We start from the raw sequence: 16,529 nt of genomic DNA, 5'->3' as shown, positions 1-16,529 counted from the left end.
GAAGACCCAAGATGGCGCGCCGCCGGGGACGCCGCGCGCCGAAACCTCTCCTGCTCTTGCCTAATCCTCTCACGCTGGTTGCGCCGGCCGCGTGGATGCGCGATGCTGGCGCCATGAGCGAGGCACTACGGGAACTGATCGATATCGCCGGCCGCCATGCGCGCGGCCGACGCACACCAACGGCGATCCCCCGCGTTTCGATCGGCCGCAGCGAAGTCACCACGCCACCATTGCCGGGCGTGTGGGGGTCGGGGATATTGTTCGTGCTGCAAGGCGCGAAGACGGTTCTGATCGGCGACCGGACGCTTCGTTACGATCGCGCCAGCTATTTCATCTACACTGTCGACACACCCTCCATCAGCCAGATAGTCGAAGCGAGCGCCGCGCGTCCCTATCTGGCCATCGGCTTCACCCTTGATCTGCAGGCTGTCGCAGCACTTCTCGTCGAGCACGAGCCGGTCCTCGGCGGCGACGATTTCTCCACCTCTCCCGTCAATGACGAACTGGTCGACGCGTTGCGTCGAATGATGCGGTTGCTCGACAGGCCAGCGGAGATTCCTGTGCTGGCGGCCATGCTCCAACGCGAGATGCTGTTTAGGCTGCTGCAGGGCCCGCAAGGCGGGAAGCTTCGTGAGCTTGCGCACGCCGATGGCCATCTGGCGCGGATAGGCCAGGCGATCGCCTGGATCCGGGCGCACTGCCATCAGCCAATCCGGGTCGCGGATCTGGCCGAAATTGCCCATATGAGCAACGCCGCATTCTATCGCCACTTCAAGGCGGCGACGGCCATGAGCCCGATCCAGTATCAAAAACAGATCCGGCTGCTGGAGGCCCGCCATCTGCTGGTCGCCCAGCCAGGCAACGTGGCACAGGTCGCCTTCGCCGTCGGCTATGAGAGCGCTTCCCAGTTCAGCCGGGAGTATGCCCGTCAGTTCGGGTCGCCGCCCGCACGCGACGCAGCGCGGCTTGTGGCAAGAGGCGAAGTGGCCGTGGAGGTTATCTAGACCTTGCGTTTCCTGCCCGTGTCGCGCCGCTTCTCGCCGACGGCAACGGTCAGCGCCATGGCCAGCGCCATCGTCGCCGACAGCGAGCGGAAGCCGCCGAAATCGGCCTCGGCGACCTCGAACCAGACCTTGGCGAACTGGGCAAGCGGCGAAAACGAGCTGTCGGTGATGGCCACGATAGGCACGCCCTGGTCCGAGATGGCGCGCGTCTCCTCGATGGTCGCCGGCGCATAGGGCGAAAAACTGATGGCGATGACGGCATCCGCCGGCGTGGCAAAGCCGATCATCTCGGCGTTCAGGCCGGCGGCCGACTCGATCAGCTGGTTGCGGATCTTGAGCTTGCCCAGCGCATAGGCGATGTAGGAGGCGACCGGATAGGAGCGGCGCTTGGCCAGCACATAGATCGTCTCGGCCTTTGCCAAAAGGGCGATCGCCTCTTCGAAATGCGCTTCGTTCAGCGTGCGCGAAATGTCGCTGAGCGAAGTGCTGGCGGCGGCGACGAAGCCGTCGAAAATCGCCCGATGGCCGGCGCCCTCTTCGGCTTTGGCGCGCAATGCCGCGAGTCTTTCGTCATAGGAGGAATTGCGCTCGCGCAGGCGCTCGCGAAACACCTGCTGCAGGCTGGTGAAGCCGTCGAAGCCAAGCTGCTGGGCAAAGCGGATCAGCGTCGAAGGCTGGACACCCGCCGAAGCGGCGATGCTGGCGGCGGTGCCGAAGGCAATGTCGTCAGGATTGTCGAGCGCATAGGCGGCGATTTGGGCGATACGCTTGGGCAGGCTCTGGCGCCGCTCCAGGATTGTCGCGCGCAACGTCTCGAAATCGCGGGGGACCCGTTCGTCCATCGTCGCTCCGCCCAAGGCCATATTGGTATTCCCTCTCCTGCCTCATCATAGCCGGCTTGTGCAAGAAGGCCATAAAAAATGAGTCACACGTTCCATTTGCAAAAGAAATGGATTAATTCATCCACACGAATTTTCCCTTTGCATTTGGAGATGACGGAAATGGTCGGAGTGGGCCTCATCGGCACGGGCTTCATGGGCAAGTGCCATGCCATCGCCTGGAACGCCGTCGGCACCGTCTTTCCCGACGTGGCCAAGCCGAGGCTGGTCCATCTCGGCGAGATCAATGACGAGCTTGCCAAACGCAAGGCAGGCGAGTTCGGCTTCGCCAAAGGCTCAGGCGATTGGCGCGCCGTCGTCAACGACCCCGAGGTCGATATCGTCTCGTTGACGACGCCAAACCAGTTCCATCCCGAAATGGCCATCGCCATCCTCGAAGCCGGCAAGCATCTATGGTGCGAAAAACCGATGGCACCGGGCTTCGCCGAAGCGCGAGCCATGGCGGCAGCAGCGAAAAAGTCCGGCAAGGTGGCGGCGCTCGGCTACAACTACATCCAGAACCCCGCCATCCGCCATATCGGCGCGCTGCTCGACGAGAAGATCATCGGCGACGTCAACCTTCTGCGTATCGAGATGGACGAGGATTTCATGGCCGATCCGGAGGCGCTGTTCTTCTGGAAGCACGAGGCGGCCTCCGGCTACGGCGCGCTCGACGATTTCGCCGTGCATCCGCTGTCGCTGGTTTCGGTGCTGTTCGGCCGCGTCGCCCGCGTCATGTGCGACATGACCAAGCCCTATGCCGACCGCAAACTCGCTTCCGGCGGTCGCCGCGCGGTCGAGACCTACGACATCGCCAGCGTGCTCATGCGTCTCGAAAACGGCGTCGCCTCCACGCTTTTGGTCAACCGTTCGGCCTGGGGCCGCAAGGGCCGCATCGCCATCCAGATATTCGGCTCGAAGGGCTCGATCCTCTACGACCAGGAGCGGATGAACGAGTTCCAGCTCTATCTCACATCAGACCGCCCGACAGAGCAGGGCTACCGCACCATCCTGGTGGCGCCGCACCACAAGCCTTACGACGCCTTCGTGCCGGCGCCCGGCCACGGCCTCGGCTTCAACGACCTCAAGATGATCGAGTGCCGCGAACTGCTGACCAGGCTGGCCGGCAAGCCGGCACGCATCATCGACTTCGACGAGGGCCTGGAGATCGAGCGCACCGTGCATGCGATGGCGCGCTCGTTCGAGGAAAAGCGTTGGGTGGATGTGCGATAACTCCTCGGCGTCAGGCGGCCCCCGGGCGGCTTGATATCAGGGCCTGGCGCGCCGATCGGCGCTGTTCGACGGCGTCGGCAAGACCGTGCAGCACGGTCTCGGTGGTCGCCCAGTCGATACAGCCATCGGTGATGCTCTGGCCATAGACGAGCGGCTTGCCTGATACAACGTCCTGGCGGCCGGCGACGAGGTTGCTCTCGATCATGACGCCGATGATGCGCTCGTCGCCCGCAGCCACCTGGCCGGCCACGTCGGCCGCCACCTTCGGCTGGTTCTCCGGCTTCTTCGAGCTGTTGGCGTGGCTGACATCGATCATCAGCCGCGGCGCCACGCCGGTCCGGCCGAGTTCCGCACTGGCCGCCGCGATGCTCGCCGCGTCATAGTTGGGCTGGATGCCGCCGCGCAGGATGACATGGCAGTCCTCATTGCCGGTGGTTGTCGCAATGGCGCTGCGCCCGCCTTTCGTCACCGCCATGAAATGATGCGGCTGGGCGGCGGATTTCACCGCCTCGGCGGCGATCCGCACATTGCCGTCGGTGCCATTCTTGAAACCGACCGGGCAGGAGAGGCCCGATGCGAGCTCGCGATGGATCTGGCTCTCGGTCGTGCGCGCGCCGATCGCGCCCCAGGCGACGAGGTCGGCAATGTATTGCGGCGTGGCCATGTCGAGGAATTCGGTCGCCGCCGGCAGGCCGAGATTGTTGACCGCCGAAAGCACGTTGCGCGCCATCCGCAGCCCCTTGTCGATGTTGAAGCTGTCGTCGAGGTCGGGATCGTTGATCAGGCCCTTCCAGCCGACCGTCGTGCGCGGCTTCTCGAAATAGACGCGCATCACGATCTCCAGCCGGTCCGCCAGGCTCTCGCGCAGCGCGGCCAGACGGCTGGCATAGTCCACGGCGGCGACCGGGTCGTGGATCGAACAGGGGCCGACGATGACCACCAGCCGGTCGTCGGCGCCGGTCAGGATGGAATGGATGGCGTTGCGTGAGGCGGCAACGGTACGCGTCGCCGTCAGCGTGCGCGGGATCTCCCGCATCACCTGGTCCGGCGTACTCAGTTCCCTGATTTCCTTGACCCGAAGATCGTCTGTGGTGGTCAACACGGCTTTCTGCTCCTGATTGGGAGACCTGCCGGCTGAAACAAAAAAGCCGCCAGGTCTGGCGGCTGTTCGGATTTCGATGCTGCAATCTTCAGATCGAGCGCAATCCTCCCGCCGCCAGCGAGCTCCTAAAGTACCAATACGTGGCGGTCGGGTTGATCATGAGGCTCATATAGTCGAAGCCGAGGCGCTTGTCACGTGTCTGATGAGGAGCAGGTCTACTCCAGCCCATTCGCGATTGGCTGAAGCCGCCCGAACTTCGTCATCCCAGGGTAAAGCAGGAGCGAAGCTCCGTCGCGGAGACCCTGGGATCCATGCCGTGACGCTAGCCGAAGAGCGCAGCGGAGCAGAATTCTGCACCGCGGCAACGCGTTGAAGTCACGGCGTGGATCCTCGGGTCTACGCTGCGTCGCTACGCTCCTTGCTCCGCCCGTGGATGACGAAGTGATGGGCGTTCCGCTAGACTCGCCGGCGTCATTCCGGCGACGACCCGGCGATGTTCTGGTCATAGTCGACCAGCGACCCGGTCATGACGCCGGATTGCGGGCTGACCATGTAGCTGATCAGCCGGGCAAGCTGGTCCGGCTTCACCAATTGACCCATCGGCTGCGCGGCCTCGGCCTTTTCCAGCCAGTTGTCGGGCGCATCGTGCCATTTCTTCTGCACGATCGCCTCGCCCTCGGTGTCCATCCAGCCCGGCAGCACGGCGTTGCAGCGGATGCGATTGCCGCGATAGGCATTGGCGACATTCTTGGTCAGCGTCATCAGCGCGCCCTTGCTGGTCGAATAGGGCGTCAGGAACGACTGGCCGCAATGCGCCGACATCGACAGTACATTGACGATCGATCCCGGCGCCTTCTTGTCCAGCAGGTGCGCCACCACGCCCTGCATCAGGAAAAACGGTCCACGCACATTGGTCGCGAAGATGGTGTCGAAAAGCTCTTCGCTGGTCTCGACCAGCGAACCGCGCGCCGAGGTGGCCGCCGCGTTGACCAGCGCATTGATGGTGCCGAAATGGCCGATCGCAGTGTCGACAGCGCGCTTGCAGTCGGCCACTTTGGCGACGTCGGCGCCGATGAAGATGGCGTCGACGCCTGACTTCTTGAGGGTGGCGACGGCCTTGTCGCCTTTCTCCTGCGAGCGGCCGATCAGCGCCAGCGCCCGGCAGCCCTCGTCGGCCAATGCAGCGGCGACGGCAAAGCCGATGCCTTGCGCGCCGCCGGTAACGATTGCGCGTGTCTCGGAATTGCGATCGGCGGAACCGTTCATCGCTCTGCTCCTGTGTTCGATACCAAATAGCCCAAGGTGTGTTCAGATTCAGGTCAGGCCGAGCCGAAAATGGTGGTTTCCGAGAACCGGAGCGGAGCGTACTGTTGGGTACGTGAGCACCGGAAGCGCAGGAAGCCGCCGTTTGCAGGCCGGCATCACCTGAATATCAACACACCTTAGTCGAGGCGGACGGTCTTGCCGGACTTCGCCGACTTCAGCGCCGCGTCCGCCAGTTCCAGGGCAACAAGCCCGTCCTTGCCGCTCGGCGCCGCCTTCTTGCCCGATGTCACAGCCGCGATGAAGGCGGCGATCTCATTGGCATAGGCGTCGATGTAGCGGGTCATGAAGAAGTCGTGCAGCGGCGGGCGCGTGTAGCCCTTGTCGTTGGCCAGTTCGATCGACACCGGCCGCTGGTTCTCGGCGGCAACCATGCCCTTCGATCCATGCACCTCGATGCGCTGATCATAGCCATAGGTGGCGCGGCGCGAATTGGAGATGACGCACTGCTTGCCGGAAGCGGTCTCGAGGATGACGCTGACGCTGTCGAAATCTCCGGCCTCGCCGATTTGTCTGTCGACCAGCACCGAGGCATGCGCGCTGACCGCCACCGGCTCCTCGCCGAGCAGGAAGCGCGCCATGTCGAAGTCATGGATGGTCATGTCGCGGAAGATACCGCCCGAGCGGCTGATATAGTCGAGCGGCGGCGGGCCGGGATCGCGCGACGTGATGGTCACCATCTCGACCGTGCCGATGGCGCCGTCGTCGATCGCCTTGCGCACGGCGGCGAAATGCGGGTCGAAGCGGCGGTTGAAACCGACCATCAAGGTGGCCTTGGCCTTGTCGACCACGGCCAGGCATTTTTCCACGCGCTTTACGTCGAGGTGGATCGGCTTTTCGCAGAAGATCGCCTTGCCGGCCTTGGCGAAACGCTCGATCAAATCGGCGTGGGTGTCGGTCGGCGTGCAGATGACGACCGCGTCGATGTCGGCCGCCTTTTCGATGGCTTCGATGCTGCGCACTTCGGCGCCATAGGCCGATGCCAGATCGGTCGCCGCCTTCTCGAAGGCGTCCGCCACCGCAACCAGTTTGGCCTGCGGATTGGAGCCGACAGCGCGGGCGTGGACCTTGCCGATACGGCCGGCGCCGAGAAGAGCGAAGCGGATAGTCATCTGGAATTCCTTTAAGAATGATTCGAACGTGGCGAGCCCGCGCCTGTCAGGCAGAGAAGCGCGGGTGGTGTTCTAACGAACAGCAGGCAGCCGAAGACCCGCTGTTGCGCCGGTGCTAGGCCGCAAGCGCCGCCTCCCCGGTCTTGGAGCCGGTGATGTAGGCAACGATGTCGTTTCCGTCGGTGTCCTGCTTGCGCAGATTGGCGACGATCTTGCCCCGCCGGAAGACGACGATGCGGTCGACCAGGTCGAACACCTGGCGCATATTGTGGCTGATCAGGATCAGCGGCTCGCCATTGGCCTTCAGCGTGCGGATGATGTTTTCGACCTGCGCCGTCTCCTGCACGCCAAGCGCTGCCGTCGGCTCGTCCATGATGATCAGCTTAGAGGCGAAGGTGGCGGTCCTGGCGATCGCCACGCACTGGCGCTGGCCGCCCGACATGTGGCGGATGGTGTTGTTGAGGTTGGGAATCTTGACTGCGGTGCGGACCAGCGCCGCCTCGGTCGCCTTGCGCATATATTTGCGGTCGAGGATCGAGAACGGTCCGAGATTGAACAGCACCTTTTCGCGGCCGAGGAACAGATTGGACGGCACGTCGAGATCGTCGGCGAGCGCCAGGTTCTGGAACACCGTCTCGATGCCGGCCTCGCGCGCCTCGATCGGGCCGGCGAAGTTCACTTCCTTGCCGTCGAACCAGACCTTGCCGTCGGTGCGCTGTTCGACGCCGGTGATCTGGCGCACGAAGGTCGATTTGCCGGCGCCATTGTCGCCCATGATGGCGACATGCTCGCCCTTGCGCAGCTCGAAGTCAGCGCCTTCCAGCGCATGCACGCCGCCATAGCGCTTGGTCAGGTTTTCGGTCTTGAGAACGATGTCCGACATGGTCAGGCTCCTATGGCTCGCTGGCGTTGGCGCCATTGGTCGAGAACGACCGCGCCGACGATGATCACGCCCTTGACCATCTCCTGGTAGTAGGCGTCGAGGCGCAGGAAGGTGAAACCGGAGATGATGACGCCGAAGATTAGCGAGCCGATCACCGTGCCGATGATCGAGCCTCGGCCGCCCGACAGCGAGACGCCGCCGATCACCGCCATGGCGATCGCGTCGAGTTCGTACATCACCCCCATGCCGGCCTGGGCGGTGAGATTCTTGGAGCACAGCACCACGGCGGCGAGCGAGGCGAGGATGCCGGCGATGGCGTAGACAAGGATCTTGTGGTTCTTGACGTTGATGCCGGACATGCGCGCGGCGTCCTCATTGGAGCCGATGGCATAACAGTGCTTGCCGTATTTGGTGTAGCTCAGGATCAGCTGGAACAATATCGCCAGCGAGATGAAGATGATGACCGGCATCAGGCCCTTGCCTATTGCCGCGAAACTGTCGGTGGGAAACGAGATCGGCTGTCCCTTTGACCACCATTTGGCGATGCCGCGCGCCGTCACCATCATGCCGAGCGTGGCGATGAATGGCGGGATGCGCGTATAGGCGATCAGCAGGCCGTTGGTCAGGCCGGCCAGCAGGCCGCAGCCGATCGCGACGATTAGCGGCACGATGACAGGCAGGTCGGTCCAGCCCTGCGCGAGGAACATCGCCTTGGGGTTCGGGTTGCCGTTGACCGTCGCCACCTGGGCGAAGCTCATGGCGATCATCGCCGTGGCGCCGACGATCGAGCCCGAGGACAGATCGATACCGCCGGTGATGATCACCTGCGTGACGCCGATGGCGATGATGCCGACGATCGACACCTGCAGGATGATGATCTGCAGGCGCGCCTCGTTGAAGATCGCATCGACATTGTCGCGGGTATTGAACAGGAAGCTGTCGCCAAGAAAGACCCGGCCGATCAGTTCGAAAGCGCCGACGAGGATGATGAGCGCCAGGAAGACGTTGAATTCGGCAGGCCATGCGCGCTTCTTCGCATCATAGCTGAGCCCGCCGACGCCATGAGATGTCTGTGCCAAGTTCTTTTCCTCCGGCCGCATCGGCCCGAAAACCGGAACCGATTTTCGGAAAGCGTCCAAATGGACGCACGTCGCTCTAATCGCATTCATCCTCCCGCCCGCTGGGCGGGAGGAAATTAGGAGCGGCGCTGTTCTTCTGGTTTGATGCGCCGCCCCGTATCGAAGCCTTGCCTCAGTTCTTCTTCAGGAACTTGTCGATGTTGGCAGGCGTGACCAGTTGGAACGGGATGTAGACTTTGCGCTCGACCTTCTCGCCCTTGGAGAGCTTCAGCGCGGCATCCAGCGCGCCCGCGCCCTGGCCGGCCGCATCCTGGAACACGGTTGCGTCGAGGTCGCCCGCCTGCATCGCGGCAAGCGCGTCCTGGGTGGCGTCGACGCCGCCGACGACAACCGACTTCATGTCGATATTGGCGGCCTTCATCGCCTGTATGGCGCCGATGGCGCTTTCGTCATTGTTGGCGATCACGCCGTCGAACGGCTTGCCGGTCGACAGCCAGTTGGTCATCAGGTTCTGGGCTTCGTCACGGCTCCAGTTCGACGTCTGCTTGTCGATGATCTTGATGAAGCTGCATTCCGGCTTGGCGATCACATCGTCAATGTCCTTGGTGCGCTGCACCGCGGCCTGGTTTGAAAGCTCACCCATGATCACATAGACATTGGCTTCCTTCTTGCCGGCTTCCGTGAACAGGCGGCAGACTTCCTGAGTCTCGAGCGTGCCGGATTCGACCTCGTTCGAGGCGACGAAAGCTTGGCTCTCCGGCAGCGTGTCGACATTGACCGGCTCGCGGTTGACATAGACCAGCGGAACCTTGGCCGCGGCCGCGGCATCCGACATCGCCTGGGTGGCCGAGGTGTCGACCGGATTGACGATGATCGCGTCGACGCCCGAGGCGACGAAGTTCTTGATCTGGTCGAGCTGCTTGGCGACGTCGTTCTGCGCGTCCTCGACCTGCAACTCGACGCCGTCCATGGCCTTGGCCTGCTCGATCATGCCGTTGCGCAGCACGGTGAGAAAATTGTCGTCGAACTTGGCCATCGACACGCCGACCTTGGCTGCCAAGGCGGACGAACTCATCAGCGCCATGATGGCGACGCCCAAAAGCAATTTTTTCATTTTATTCTCCTCCACATGATTGGTGTCCGGCTGCACCGATCTACCCGGAATCCCCGCTCTCCCGGGGAATCTCTCCCGCTTGCCCTCTGCTCCGGATGACGTTTTTTCGCACTGGCTGGAACGCCAAGCCCTCTGTTTGAAACAGATGTTCCGGAACGAAAGAACCAAAATGCCTAGTTGGTGAAATATTTATTCCATTTCGCGTAAGGGCGTCAAGGAGATTCCGAAGCGGGATGCCGGATTTTTCATAGGGTCCGGCTTACGGACCGGCAGGCCTATGCAAGTTTCCATCAGGTTGATGGTTCACATTATTGTCGACGCATCGCGGCGCCTTTCTGAACCCGGATGTTCTGTCTGACCTAGATGTTTTCCGGCAGATAGATGTCGAAGGGCAGGAAGGTCTGGCCCGGCGCATTGGCAGCGCCTGCCTCGATGGCATGCGCCATCAGTCCGACAAGTTCGCGGCACAGTGCTGCCAGCGGCGTCGAAATCACCATGGTCAGGATGTTGTCGGCGAGCGCGGCGCGCGACTCGGCGTTGATCTCGTTGCAGACGACCACCGGCATATTGACGGGCCTCGCTGCCCTGAGCGCCGAGACCGCGCCTTCCATGCCGCCGCCGGCGACGTAGCAGCCGGCAAGATCCGGGTAGCGCGCCAGAAGATCGATCATCGCATCGTGCGTCACCTGGTTGGCCTCCAGGTTGACCAGCGTCTCCATCACCGTGAACTCCGGCGCATGCTCGCGGAAGAATGATCTGAAGCCGATCTCGCGCAGCTCGTGGCCATGGAAGCGATGGCTGCCGACGAAGAGGGCGACCTTGCCGGGCTTCCTCGCCGCCCTGGCGATCATCCAGGCCGCGGTGCGACCGACCTTGCGGTTGTCGAGGCCGACATAGCCCTCGCGGATACCGGCGGCAAAGTCGGACAGCAGCGAGAAGACGGGTTGCCCTCTTGCCTTCAGCGCCTCCACGGCTGCCGTCAGCGTCGGATGGTCCGGACCGACAAGGGCGACGGCCCTGGATTTCGCCGCCAGCTTGCGCATCTGGGCGGCGATCTCGTCGGGCGCCAGCGAACTGGCGAAGTCGATGGTTGCCACGCCGCGGAAGCGCTGCGATTGCGAAACCGCCAGTTCGAGCTCGCGTGCGAAATCGCTGTAGAAAACGTCATTGCCCCTCAGCAGCAGAAAGCCGAGCCGGTATTCCGGCAGTTCCTGGCGCATCCGTTGCTTGATCAGCCCGGCGGCGTGGTAGCCGATGCTGGTGGCGGCTTCGTAGACGCGGCGCGCGGTTTCCTCGCGCACCGGCAGGCGATTGTTCAGCACCCGGTCGACGGTGGCGACGCTGACGCCGGAGGCGCGCGCCAGATCGGTGATGGTCGGCCGTTTTGGCATGGCTGTCTCTCCGCTTGCCAAAGCAATTTATATCATTCTGATGGGAAATGATAGAAACTATCTTTGTGATATTGAGCCTATCATGGCTTAGCGTTATTTCTAGCCTACGAGGCTTGCGACCGCGGCCCGGGATTAGTCGGGGCGGATCGCAGGGCGCTGGTGGAGGCACTCCCATGGACGCAACGTTGGACGCAGCACCGTCCCGGCGCGACTACAGCCTGATCGGCCGCGACGCCAAGCTCGCCGTCGACAACGGGCTGGCGGCGGCCGAATGGTATCATACCGACATCCCGCGCAAGCAGATGAAGGAGCTGATGCAGCGCTCCGACGGGCCGGCGATCCGCGACACCATCATCTGGCTCGCCGCGCTGATCCTGAGCGGCGCCGGTGGCGCCTGGTTCTGGGGCACGTGGTGGTGCGTGCCGTTCTTCTTCGTTTATGGCGTGCTCTACGGCTCCTCGACCGACTCGCGCTGGCACGAATGCGGCCACGGCACCGCTTTCCGGACCCAGTGGATGAACGACGCGGTCTATCAGATCGCCTGCTTCATGATCATGCGCAATCCGGTGACCTGGCGCTGGAGCCATACCCGCCATCACACCGACACGATCATCGTCGGCCGTGACCCGGAGATCGCGGTGATGCGCCCACCGGATCTGTTGCGCGTCGTGCTCAATTTCTTCGGCATTCTCGATGCCTGGCATGCCATGAGCGACATGCTGCGCAATGCGGCCGGCATTATCAGCCCGGCGGAAAAGACCTTCATTCCCGAGCAGGAGCAGCCGAAGGCGATCCGCATTGCCCGCATCTGGACGGCGATCTATGCCGCGACCATCGCGCTGGCATTTTCTATGGGTTCGTTCCTGCCCTTGATGCTGGTCGGGTTGCCCAGGCTTTACGGCGCCTGGCACCATGTCATGACCGGCCTGCTGCAGCATGGCGGCCTCGCCGAAAATGTCATCGACCACCGTCTCAACAGCCGTACCGTGCTGATGAATCCAATCAGCCGGTTCATCTACTGGAACATGAACTACCATGTGGAGCATCACATGTTCCCGATGGTGCCCTATCACGCGCTGCCCCGGCTGCATGAGATGATCAAGCATGATCTGCCGGCGCCGACGCGATCGATCCTGGCCGGCTACCGCGAAATGATACCTGTCTTCCTGCGCCAGCTGCGCAACGAGGACTATTTCCTCAAGCGCGAGCTGCCGCCGACGGCGAAGCCCTATCGCGAGGAACTCCATAACGACAACGCCGCCGTGGCGGCCGCAGCGGAATGACACGCGCCGCCTGACAAACTGATCAGGCTGGCAAATTGACCGACAAAAATTCTGCCGGGAGGACCGATGAGCGACTGGGTCGAGGCCTGTGAGGCCGGAGACATCGACGAAGAGGACGTGATGCGGTTCGATCATGGCGGCCGCACCTTCGCCATCTATCGTAGCCCCGACGACGAGTATTTCGCGACGGACGGCCTTTGCTCGCATGAGAAGGTGCATCTGGCCGACGGGCTGGTCTTGGACGACATCATCGAGTGCCCCAAGCACAATGGCCGCTTCAACTACAAGACCGGCCAGGCCAGGGGGGCGCCGGTTTGCGTCAACCTCAGGACATATCCGGTCAAGGTCGATGCCGGCAAAATCCTCATTCAGCTCGGGTGATGGTCATGCAGGCGGGAATGTTCATCATCGGCGCCGGCGAATGCGGCGGGCGGGCTGCCTTGGCGCTGCGCGATCTCGGCTATGACGGGCCGGTCACGCTGGTCGGCGACGAGCCGCATCTGCCCTATGAGCGGCCGCCGCTGTCGAAGGAAGCGATGACTGGCGATGCGCCCGCGATCAAGGCGATCGCCAGCGACGAAATCCTGGCAGAGAGATCGATCCGGCATATCCATTCGGTTCAGGCCGTCGCCATCGACCGCGCCACGCACAGCGTGCGTCTGTCGGACGGCTCGACCCTGCCATACGACAAGCTATTGCTGGCCACCGGCTCCCTGCCGCGCAGACTGCCGATGCCGGGCCTCGGACCGCGTTGCGTCTATCTCAGGACCTTCAACGACGCGCTGGCCATTCGCGCTCATCTCAAGGCCGGAAACCGCGTCGCCATTATCGGCGGCGGCTTCATCGGCCTCGAACTCGCCGCAGCGGCGCGTAAACTGGGCGCTTCGGTCACCGTCATCGAGGCGCAGCCGCGCATCCTGATGCGCGGCGTACCGGCCGAAATCGCCGATATCATCCACCAGGCGCATGAGGCCGAAGGCGTGAAGATCCTCACCGGCCAGGGTATCGCGGCCGTCGCCGACGACGGCACTGACGTGCGCATCACGCTTGCCGGCGGCAGCGACATCGTCGCCGACCTCGCGGTGATCGGCATCGGCGCCGTGCCGGTGACCTCGCTCGCCGCGGAAGCCGGGCTAACGATCGATAACGGCATAGCTGTCGACGCCGAGCTTCGCACCAGCGACCCCGACATCTTCGCCGCTGGCGATTGCTGCTCGTTTCCACTTGCCGTCTATGGCCGCCGCGTGCGGCTGGAGGCCTGGCGCAATGCCCAGGAGCAGGGCGCGCTGGCGGCGAGGAACATGCTCGGCGCCGGCGAGGCCCACGCCGCCGTGCCATGGTTCTGGTCGGATCAGTATGGCCTAACCCTGCAGATATCGGGGCTCTCGGATGAAGGCCGCTCCACTGTGCGGCGCGACCTCGACGACGGCGCCTTCATCCTGTTCCATCTGGCCGAGGACGGAAGGCTGGTGGCGGCGAGCGGCATCGGCCCGGGCAATGCGGTCGCCCGCGACATCAGGCTGGCCGAGATGCTGATCGCCAGGCGGGCAAAGCCGGCGCCTGAAGCGCTCGGTTCGCAAACGGTCAAGCTCAAGTCGCTGCTGGCGGCCTGAGCCAGCGCGGTTTTCAATCCGACACCCGTGCCAACGCCGGAACTACGCCGCTTGAACGATCTCGACCAGTTCAACGTCGAACACCAGGTTCTTTCCGGCCAACGGGTGATTGCCGTCGAGCTTGACGCTGGCATCGTCCACGCCGACGACCGTTACTGGCATGGCACGCCCTTCACGGGTGCGGGCCTGCAATCGGGTGCCGATATCAACGTTGATGTTTTCCGGCACGTTGGCGCGGTCGATGGTTATGACCGCTTCGGGACGATGGCGTCCGTAGGCGGCGTCGGCGGGAACGGTGACGGTGCTTTTCGTACCGACCTCCATGCCATCGACATGGGTTTCGAGACCGGGGATCACCTGGCCTTCACCCAGTGTGAATTGCAGCGGTTCATTGCCGGAAGAATCGAATTGAGTGCCGTCGGTCAGGCGCCCAGTATAGTTGATGCGCACGGTGTCGCCATTCTTGGCTTGTGTCATGACAGCCGTCCTTTGGGAGTTTTTGAGGGACCGGCCTAGAGTTCACGGCCCCGTTTTCGACCATCCACGCAAAGGTGCGCGGTGCGAAACACTAGAACTAGGCGCCCGGCTGCCGATGTAAAGTGCCGGAACTGCCGAGAATGTCGAGGTCCGGTGCCTGAGATCGGCGGAAGCCAACGGCGCTAGAACAGCGCTTTTAACTCCGGCAGTTTGTCGTTGACCAGCCAGCCGTAGTAATTTTCCTCCGGCAGCTTCTCCGGTTCGCCGGCGGCACGGCGCTTGGCGTTCTCGGCTTTCAGCGCATAGGCGCGCTGCTCGGGATTGCCGACATTGTAGAGTGTGGCTGTAATGCCGGGATTGCCCGATATGTCGAAGCCGGCAATGTCCTTATAGGCATCGATCGATTTCCTGATCGTCGCCGCGACATAGGACAGCGTGAGGTCCGGATCCATGATGGTCTTGTAGACCGCGTTCGGATCGCCGACGTCGAGCTTCGGCAGGCCGGAAACCTGATGCACGAGATCGCTCATCTGCAGCGCGGTCAGCGGATTGAGCTGGCCGAGGCCGAAGGTCTGGCCGGCATAATAGGGCTGGAAGAAAGTCGCGCCGAAACGGTCGTTGGGAAAGCTTGTCCCGCCGACGGTTTTGCCACGAAACGAGCCGTTCCACACCTGCTCGCGACACTCCCACAGATCGTAGCTGTCCGATTTGCCGGCGCATTTCTGGAATTGCGGCCGTTGCACGAAATCGGTGATGTCCTCGCCGCCATAGGCGAAGGCCAGCTTGCTCGACAGATAGGAGATTGCCTTGACGTAGTAGGTCTGCAGCCGGTCGTAGGCGTCGACATTATAGGTATGCTCGCCGACGATGGCGCCGACGATGTGCATCGGGTCGATGCCATAGGCCGCCGCTGCCTGGCGGATCTTGCCGCGAAGCCCGGCATCGTTCTGGAGCAATGCATAGACCTTGCGGTACTTTGCCTGGAAGGTGGTGTTGGTGGCCTGGGTGCGCCGGCTGGAGGCGCCCGGTATGTCGGGCTGCTCGGCGTTGCGGTTACCCGGCGGCACCAAAGTCGCCGCTTGCGCGCCGAACATGGCTGCCGCCAGCGTCAATCCGAGAATGACGAGGATAAGTTTTCTCATGCGCCGCCGCCCTGTAACAGCGCATGACCCCGAACCAAAGGTCCGCGTCAGCGACTATCAGAATCGATTTTCGCTGGGGATCATGCGCCAAATCATGTGCTACAGCGTCCTTCGTTCGTCCAATCGACGCAGCGCCGTAGTCGCCGGGCAAACTAGGTAAAGGCGGAAGGGGAGTCGAGAGCCCCCTTCGCCCGGCAAGGCAAAAGCTGGCCAGATGCTTCCATTTGGCCACACATTGCCGGCCGGAGATTGAAAGCCGCTTGCCGACTCGCCGATCGGTTACGTCGAGAGTGTTAAAGCTCCGGCACAGCCAAACCCTATCACGGGTGCGGCTTTTTGGTCCCGGTATGTCAAGCAACCTTTATTTCACGCGGCTCGAAATGCTCCGAACGGTGAAAAGAAATGAACCTCACCGGAGGATTGTGTCTCAGAACCCGGTTAACGCAAAGGAAGCTTGCCACCAACCTGCCAAAAGCTTGGTAAGCTCTATCATCAGTGATGACTTCTGACCTAAACGCTTGCCTAGTCATGAGATCCTGCACGAACCCATGGAGCCTTACATCTCTCCACACTATGCCATAGGCTCGACCAGCTTTATCTATCGTAACAACAGAACCCGCTTCATCCCTGACGTAATCGATCTGGGCCCAGAAGCAAGATACGCCCCCGCTCCACTCGATGGCATACCCGTATGCCATATACTCGGACTCTTTTCCTCCGAATGCTTGCTTTGCCAGAACGTTGACGGAGCCATCTCTAGAGAAGACCTTCATTACATCTGGATCGAATATAAATTGATCGTTACTGTCTCCGTCAATGCCTTCCGTCATGATCGCGAATTACCTCAGAGCCGCTGTTTCCTCGAACTTGAATTGAACCCTTGTCGAGGGCTCGA

Annotated in this window: 16 protein-coding genes; 5 read left to right on the top strand and 11 right to left on the bottom strand. The window is 62.5% G+C overall.

Annotated elements, in window-relative coordinates; translation table 11 throughout:
* The first annotated feature begins 113 nt into the window (after positions 1–113).
* Positions 114–1,004, top strand: a complete 891-nt coding sequence (locus MESS2_RS04145; protein WP_040592067.1) for an AraC family transcriptional regulator — start codon at positions 114–116, stop codon at positions 1,002–1,004.
* Here the strand turns inward: MESS2_RS04145 and MESS2_RS04140 are convergent.
* Positions 1,001–1,846 carry a MurR/RpiR family transcriptional regulator gene (locus MESS2_RS04140; RefSeq protein WP_040592064.1) on the bottom strand — a complete coding sequence of 282 codons (846 nt, stop codon included), beginning with the start codon at positions 1,844–1,846 and terminating at the stop codon, positions 1,001–1,003. The genes MESS2_RS04145 and MESS2_RS04140 overlap by 4 nt on opposite strands.
* A gap of 159 nt (positions 1,847–2,005) precedes the next feature.
* On the opposite strand from MESS2_RS04140, the gene MESS2_RS04135 reads away from it, so the two are divergent.
* The gene (locus MESS2_RS04135) at positions 2,006–3,115 is read left to right on the top strand and encodes a Gfo/Idh/MocA family protein (RefSeq protein ID WP_008872822.1); all 1,110 of its coding nucleotides are present in this window, start codon (positions 2,006–2,008) and stop codon (positions 3,113–3,115) included.
* A 10-nt stretch (positions 3,116–3,125) separates the two neighbouring features.
* Here MESS2_RS04135 and MESS2_RS04130 read toward each other — a convergent pair whose 3' ends face one another.
* The 7 genes from MESS2_RS04130 to MESS2_RS04100 all read right to left on the bottom strand — a co-directional run bounded on the left by MESS2_RS04130 (position 3,126) and on the right by MESS2_RS04100 (position 11,119).
* Positions 3,126–4,217, bottom strand: a complete 1,092-nt coding sequence (locus MESS2_RS04130) for a 3-deoxy-7-phosphoheptulonate synthase (protein WP_008872821.1) — start codon at positions 4,215–4,217, stop codon at positions 3,126–3,128.
* A gap of 471 nt (positions 4,218–4,688) precedes the next feature.
* Positions 4,689–5,483 (bottom strand): SDR family oxidoreductase, encoded by a 795-nt coding sequence (locus MESS2_RS04125; RefSeq protein WP_008872820.1) that lies wholly within the window; start codon positions 5,481–5,483, stop codon positions 4,689–4,691.
* Between the two features lie 176 nt (positions 5,484–5,659).
* Positions 5,660–6,652 (bottom strand): inositol 2-dehydrogenase, encoded by a 993-nt coding sequence (gene iolG, locus MESS2_RS04120; RefSeq protein WP_008872819.1) that lies wholly within the window; start codon positions 6,650–6,652, stop codon positions 5,660–5,662.
* Positions 6,653–6,767: 115 nt separating this feature from the next.
* Positions 6,768–7,535 carry an ATP-binding cassette domain-containing protein gene (locus tag MESS2_RS04115; RefSeq protein ID WP_008872818.1) on the bottom strand — a complete coding sequence of 256 codons (768 nt, stop codon included), beginning with the start codon at positions 7,533–7,535 and terminating at the stop codon, positions 6,768–6,770.
* Between the two features lie 2 nt (positions 7,536–7,537).
* Positions 7,538–8,614: an ABC transporter permease gene (locus tag MESS2_RS04110; protein ID WP_008872817.1), complete on the bottom strand. Its 1,077-nt coding sequence runs from the start codon at positions 8,612–8,614 to the stop codon at positions 7,538–7,540.
* A gap of 172 nt (positions 8,615–8,786) precedes the next feature.
* The gene (locus MESS2_RS04105) at positions 8,787–9,728 is read right to left on the bottom strand and encodes a sugar ABC transporter substrate-binding protein (protein ID WP_008872816.1); all 942 of its coding nucleotides are present in this window, start codon (positions 9,726–9,728) and stop codon (positions 8,787–8,789) included.
* Positions 9,729–10,087: 359 nt separating this feature from the next.
* Positions 10,088–11,119, bottom strand: a complete 1,032-nt coding sequence (locus MESS2_RS04100) for a LacI family DNA-binding transcriptional regulator (RefSeq protein WP_008872815.1) — start codon at positions 11,117–11,119, stop codon at positions 10,088–10,090.
* 173 nt (positions 11,120–11,292) lie between these two features.
* Here MESS2_RS04100 and MESS2_RS04095 point away from each other — a divergent pair, with 173 nt between their 5' ends.
* From MESS2_RS04095 to MESS2_RS04085, 3 genes are all read left to right on the top strand, one after another.
* Positions 11,293–12,402, top strand: a complete 1,110-nt coding sequence (locus tag MESS2_RS04095) for a fatty acid desaturase family protein (protein WP_008872814.1) — start codon at positions 11,293–11,295, stop codon at positions 12,400–12,402.
* A 66-nt stretch (positions 12,403–12,468) separates the two neighbouring features.
* Positions 12,469–12,783, top strand: coding sequence for a MocE family 2Fe-2S type ferredoxin (locus MESS2_RS04090; RefSeq protein WP_008872813.1), 315 nt, complete (start codon positions 12,469–12,471; stop codon positions 12,781–12,783).
* The gene (locus MESS2_RS04085; RefSeq protein ID WP_008872812.1) at positions 12,783–14,015 is read left to right on the top strand and encodes an NAD(P)/FAD-dependent oxidoreductase; all 1,233 of its coding nucleotides are present in this window, start codon (positions 12,783–12,785) and stop codon (positions 14,013–14,015) included. The genes MESS2_RS04090 and MESS2_RS04085 overlap by 1 nt, the downstream gene beginning before the upstream one ends.
* A gap of 42 nt (positions 14,016–14,057) precedes the next feature.
* Here the strand turns inward: MESS2_RS04085 and MESS2_RS04080 are convergent, their stop codons facing one another.
* The 3 genes from MESS2_RS04080 to MESS2_RS04070 form a co-directional block, all read right to left on the bottom strand.
* Entirely contained in the window at positions 14,058–14,492 is a 435-nt protein-coding gene (locus MESS2_RS04080; protein ID WP_008872811.1) for an FKBP-type peptidyl-prolyl cis-trans isomerase, read from the bottom strand.
* A gap of 182 nt (positions 14,493–14,674) precedes the next feature.
* Positions 14,675–15,634: a DUF1402 family protein gene (locus MESS2_RS04075; protein WP_008872810.1), complete on the bottom strand. Its 960-nt coding sequence runs from the start codon at positions 15,632–15,634 to the stop codon at positions 14,675–14,677.
* A 350-nt stretch (positions 15,635–15,984) separates the two neighbouring features.
* On the bottom strand, positions 15,985–16,464 hold the full coding sequence (locus MESS2_RS04070; RefSeq protein ID WP_040592055.1) for a hypothetical protein: 480 nt from the start codon (positions 16,462–16,464) through the stop codon (positions 15,985–15,987).
* Positions 16,465–16,529: the final 65 nt, after the last annotated feature.

It is taken from the genome of Mesorhizobium metallidurans STM 2683 (assembly GCF_000350085.1).
GTDB lineage: Bacteria > Pseudomonadota > Alphaproteobacteria > Rhizobiales > Rhizobiaceae > Mesorhizobium > Mesorhizobium metallidurans.
Note: the sequence above shows the minus strand (reverse complement) of the source record. Positions and strands in the feature narration are given on the sequence as shown.

Excerpts from the sequence above, each read along its gene's own strand:
- MESS2_RS04105 (WP_008872816.1), bottom strand. The coding sequence starts at position 9,728 with ATGAAAAAATTGCTTTTGGGCGTCGCCATCATGGCGCTGATGAGTTCG.
- MESS2_RS04135 (WP_008872822.1), top strand. The coding sequence starts at position 2,006 with ATGGTCGGAGTGGGCCTCATCGGCACGGGCTTCATGGGCAAGTGCCAT.
- MESS2_RS04070 (WP_040592055.1), bottom strand. The coding sequence starts at position 16,464 with ATGACGGAAGGCATTGACGGAGACAGTAACGATCAATTTATATTCGAT.
- MESS2_RS04095 (WP_008872814.1), top strand. The coding sequence starts at position 11,293 with ATGGACGCAACGTTGGACGCAGCACCGTCCCGGCGCGACTACAGCCTG.
- MESS2_RS04145 (WP_040592067.1), top strand. The coding sequence starts at position 114 with ATGAGCGAGGCACTACGGGAACTGATCGATATCGCCGGCCGCCATGCG.
- MESS2_RS04080 (WP_008872811.1), bottom strand. The coding sequence starts at position 14,492 with ATGACACAAGCCAAGAATGGCGACACCGTGCGCATCAACTATACTGGG.
- MESS2_RS04075 (WP_008872810.1), bottom strand. The coding sequence starts at position 15,634 with ATGAGAAAACTTATCCTCGTCATTCTCGGATTGACGCTGGCGGCAGCC.
- MESS2_RS04085 (WP_008872812.1), top strand. The coding sequence starts at position 12,783 with ATGGTCATGCAGGCGGGAATGTTCATCATCGGCGCCGGCGAATGCGGC.
- MESS2_RS04140 (WP_040592064.1), bottom strand. The coding sequence starts at position 1,846 with ATGGACGAACGGGTCCCCCGCGATTTCGAGACGTTGCGCGCGACAATC.
- MESS2_RS04100 (WP_008872815.1), bottom strand. The coding sequence starts at position 11,119 with ATGCCAAAACGGCCGACCATCACCGATCTGGCGCGCGCCTCCGGCGTC.
- MESS2_RS04125 (WP_008872820.1), bottom strand. The coding sequence starts at position 5,483 with ATGAACGGTTCCGCCGATCGCAATTCCGAGACACGCGCAATCGTTACC.
- iolG (WP_008872819.1), bottom strand. The coding sequence starts at position 6,652 with ATGACTATCCGCTTCGCTCTTCTCGGCGCCGGCCGTATCGGCAAGGTC.
- MESS2_RS04090 (WP_008872813.1), top strand. The coding sequence starts at position 12,469 with ATGAGCGACTGGGTCGAGGCCTGTGAGGCCGGAGACATCGACGAAGAG.
- MESS2_RS04115 (WP_008872818.1), bottom strand. The coding sequence starts at position 7,535 with ATGTCGGACATCGTTCTCAAGACCGAAAACCTGACCAAGCGCTATGGC.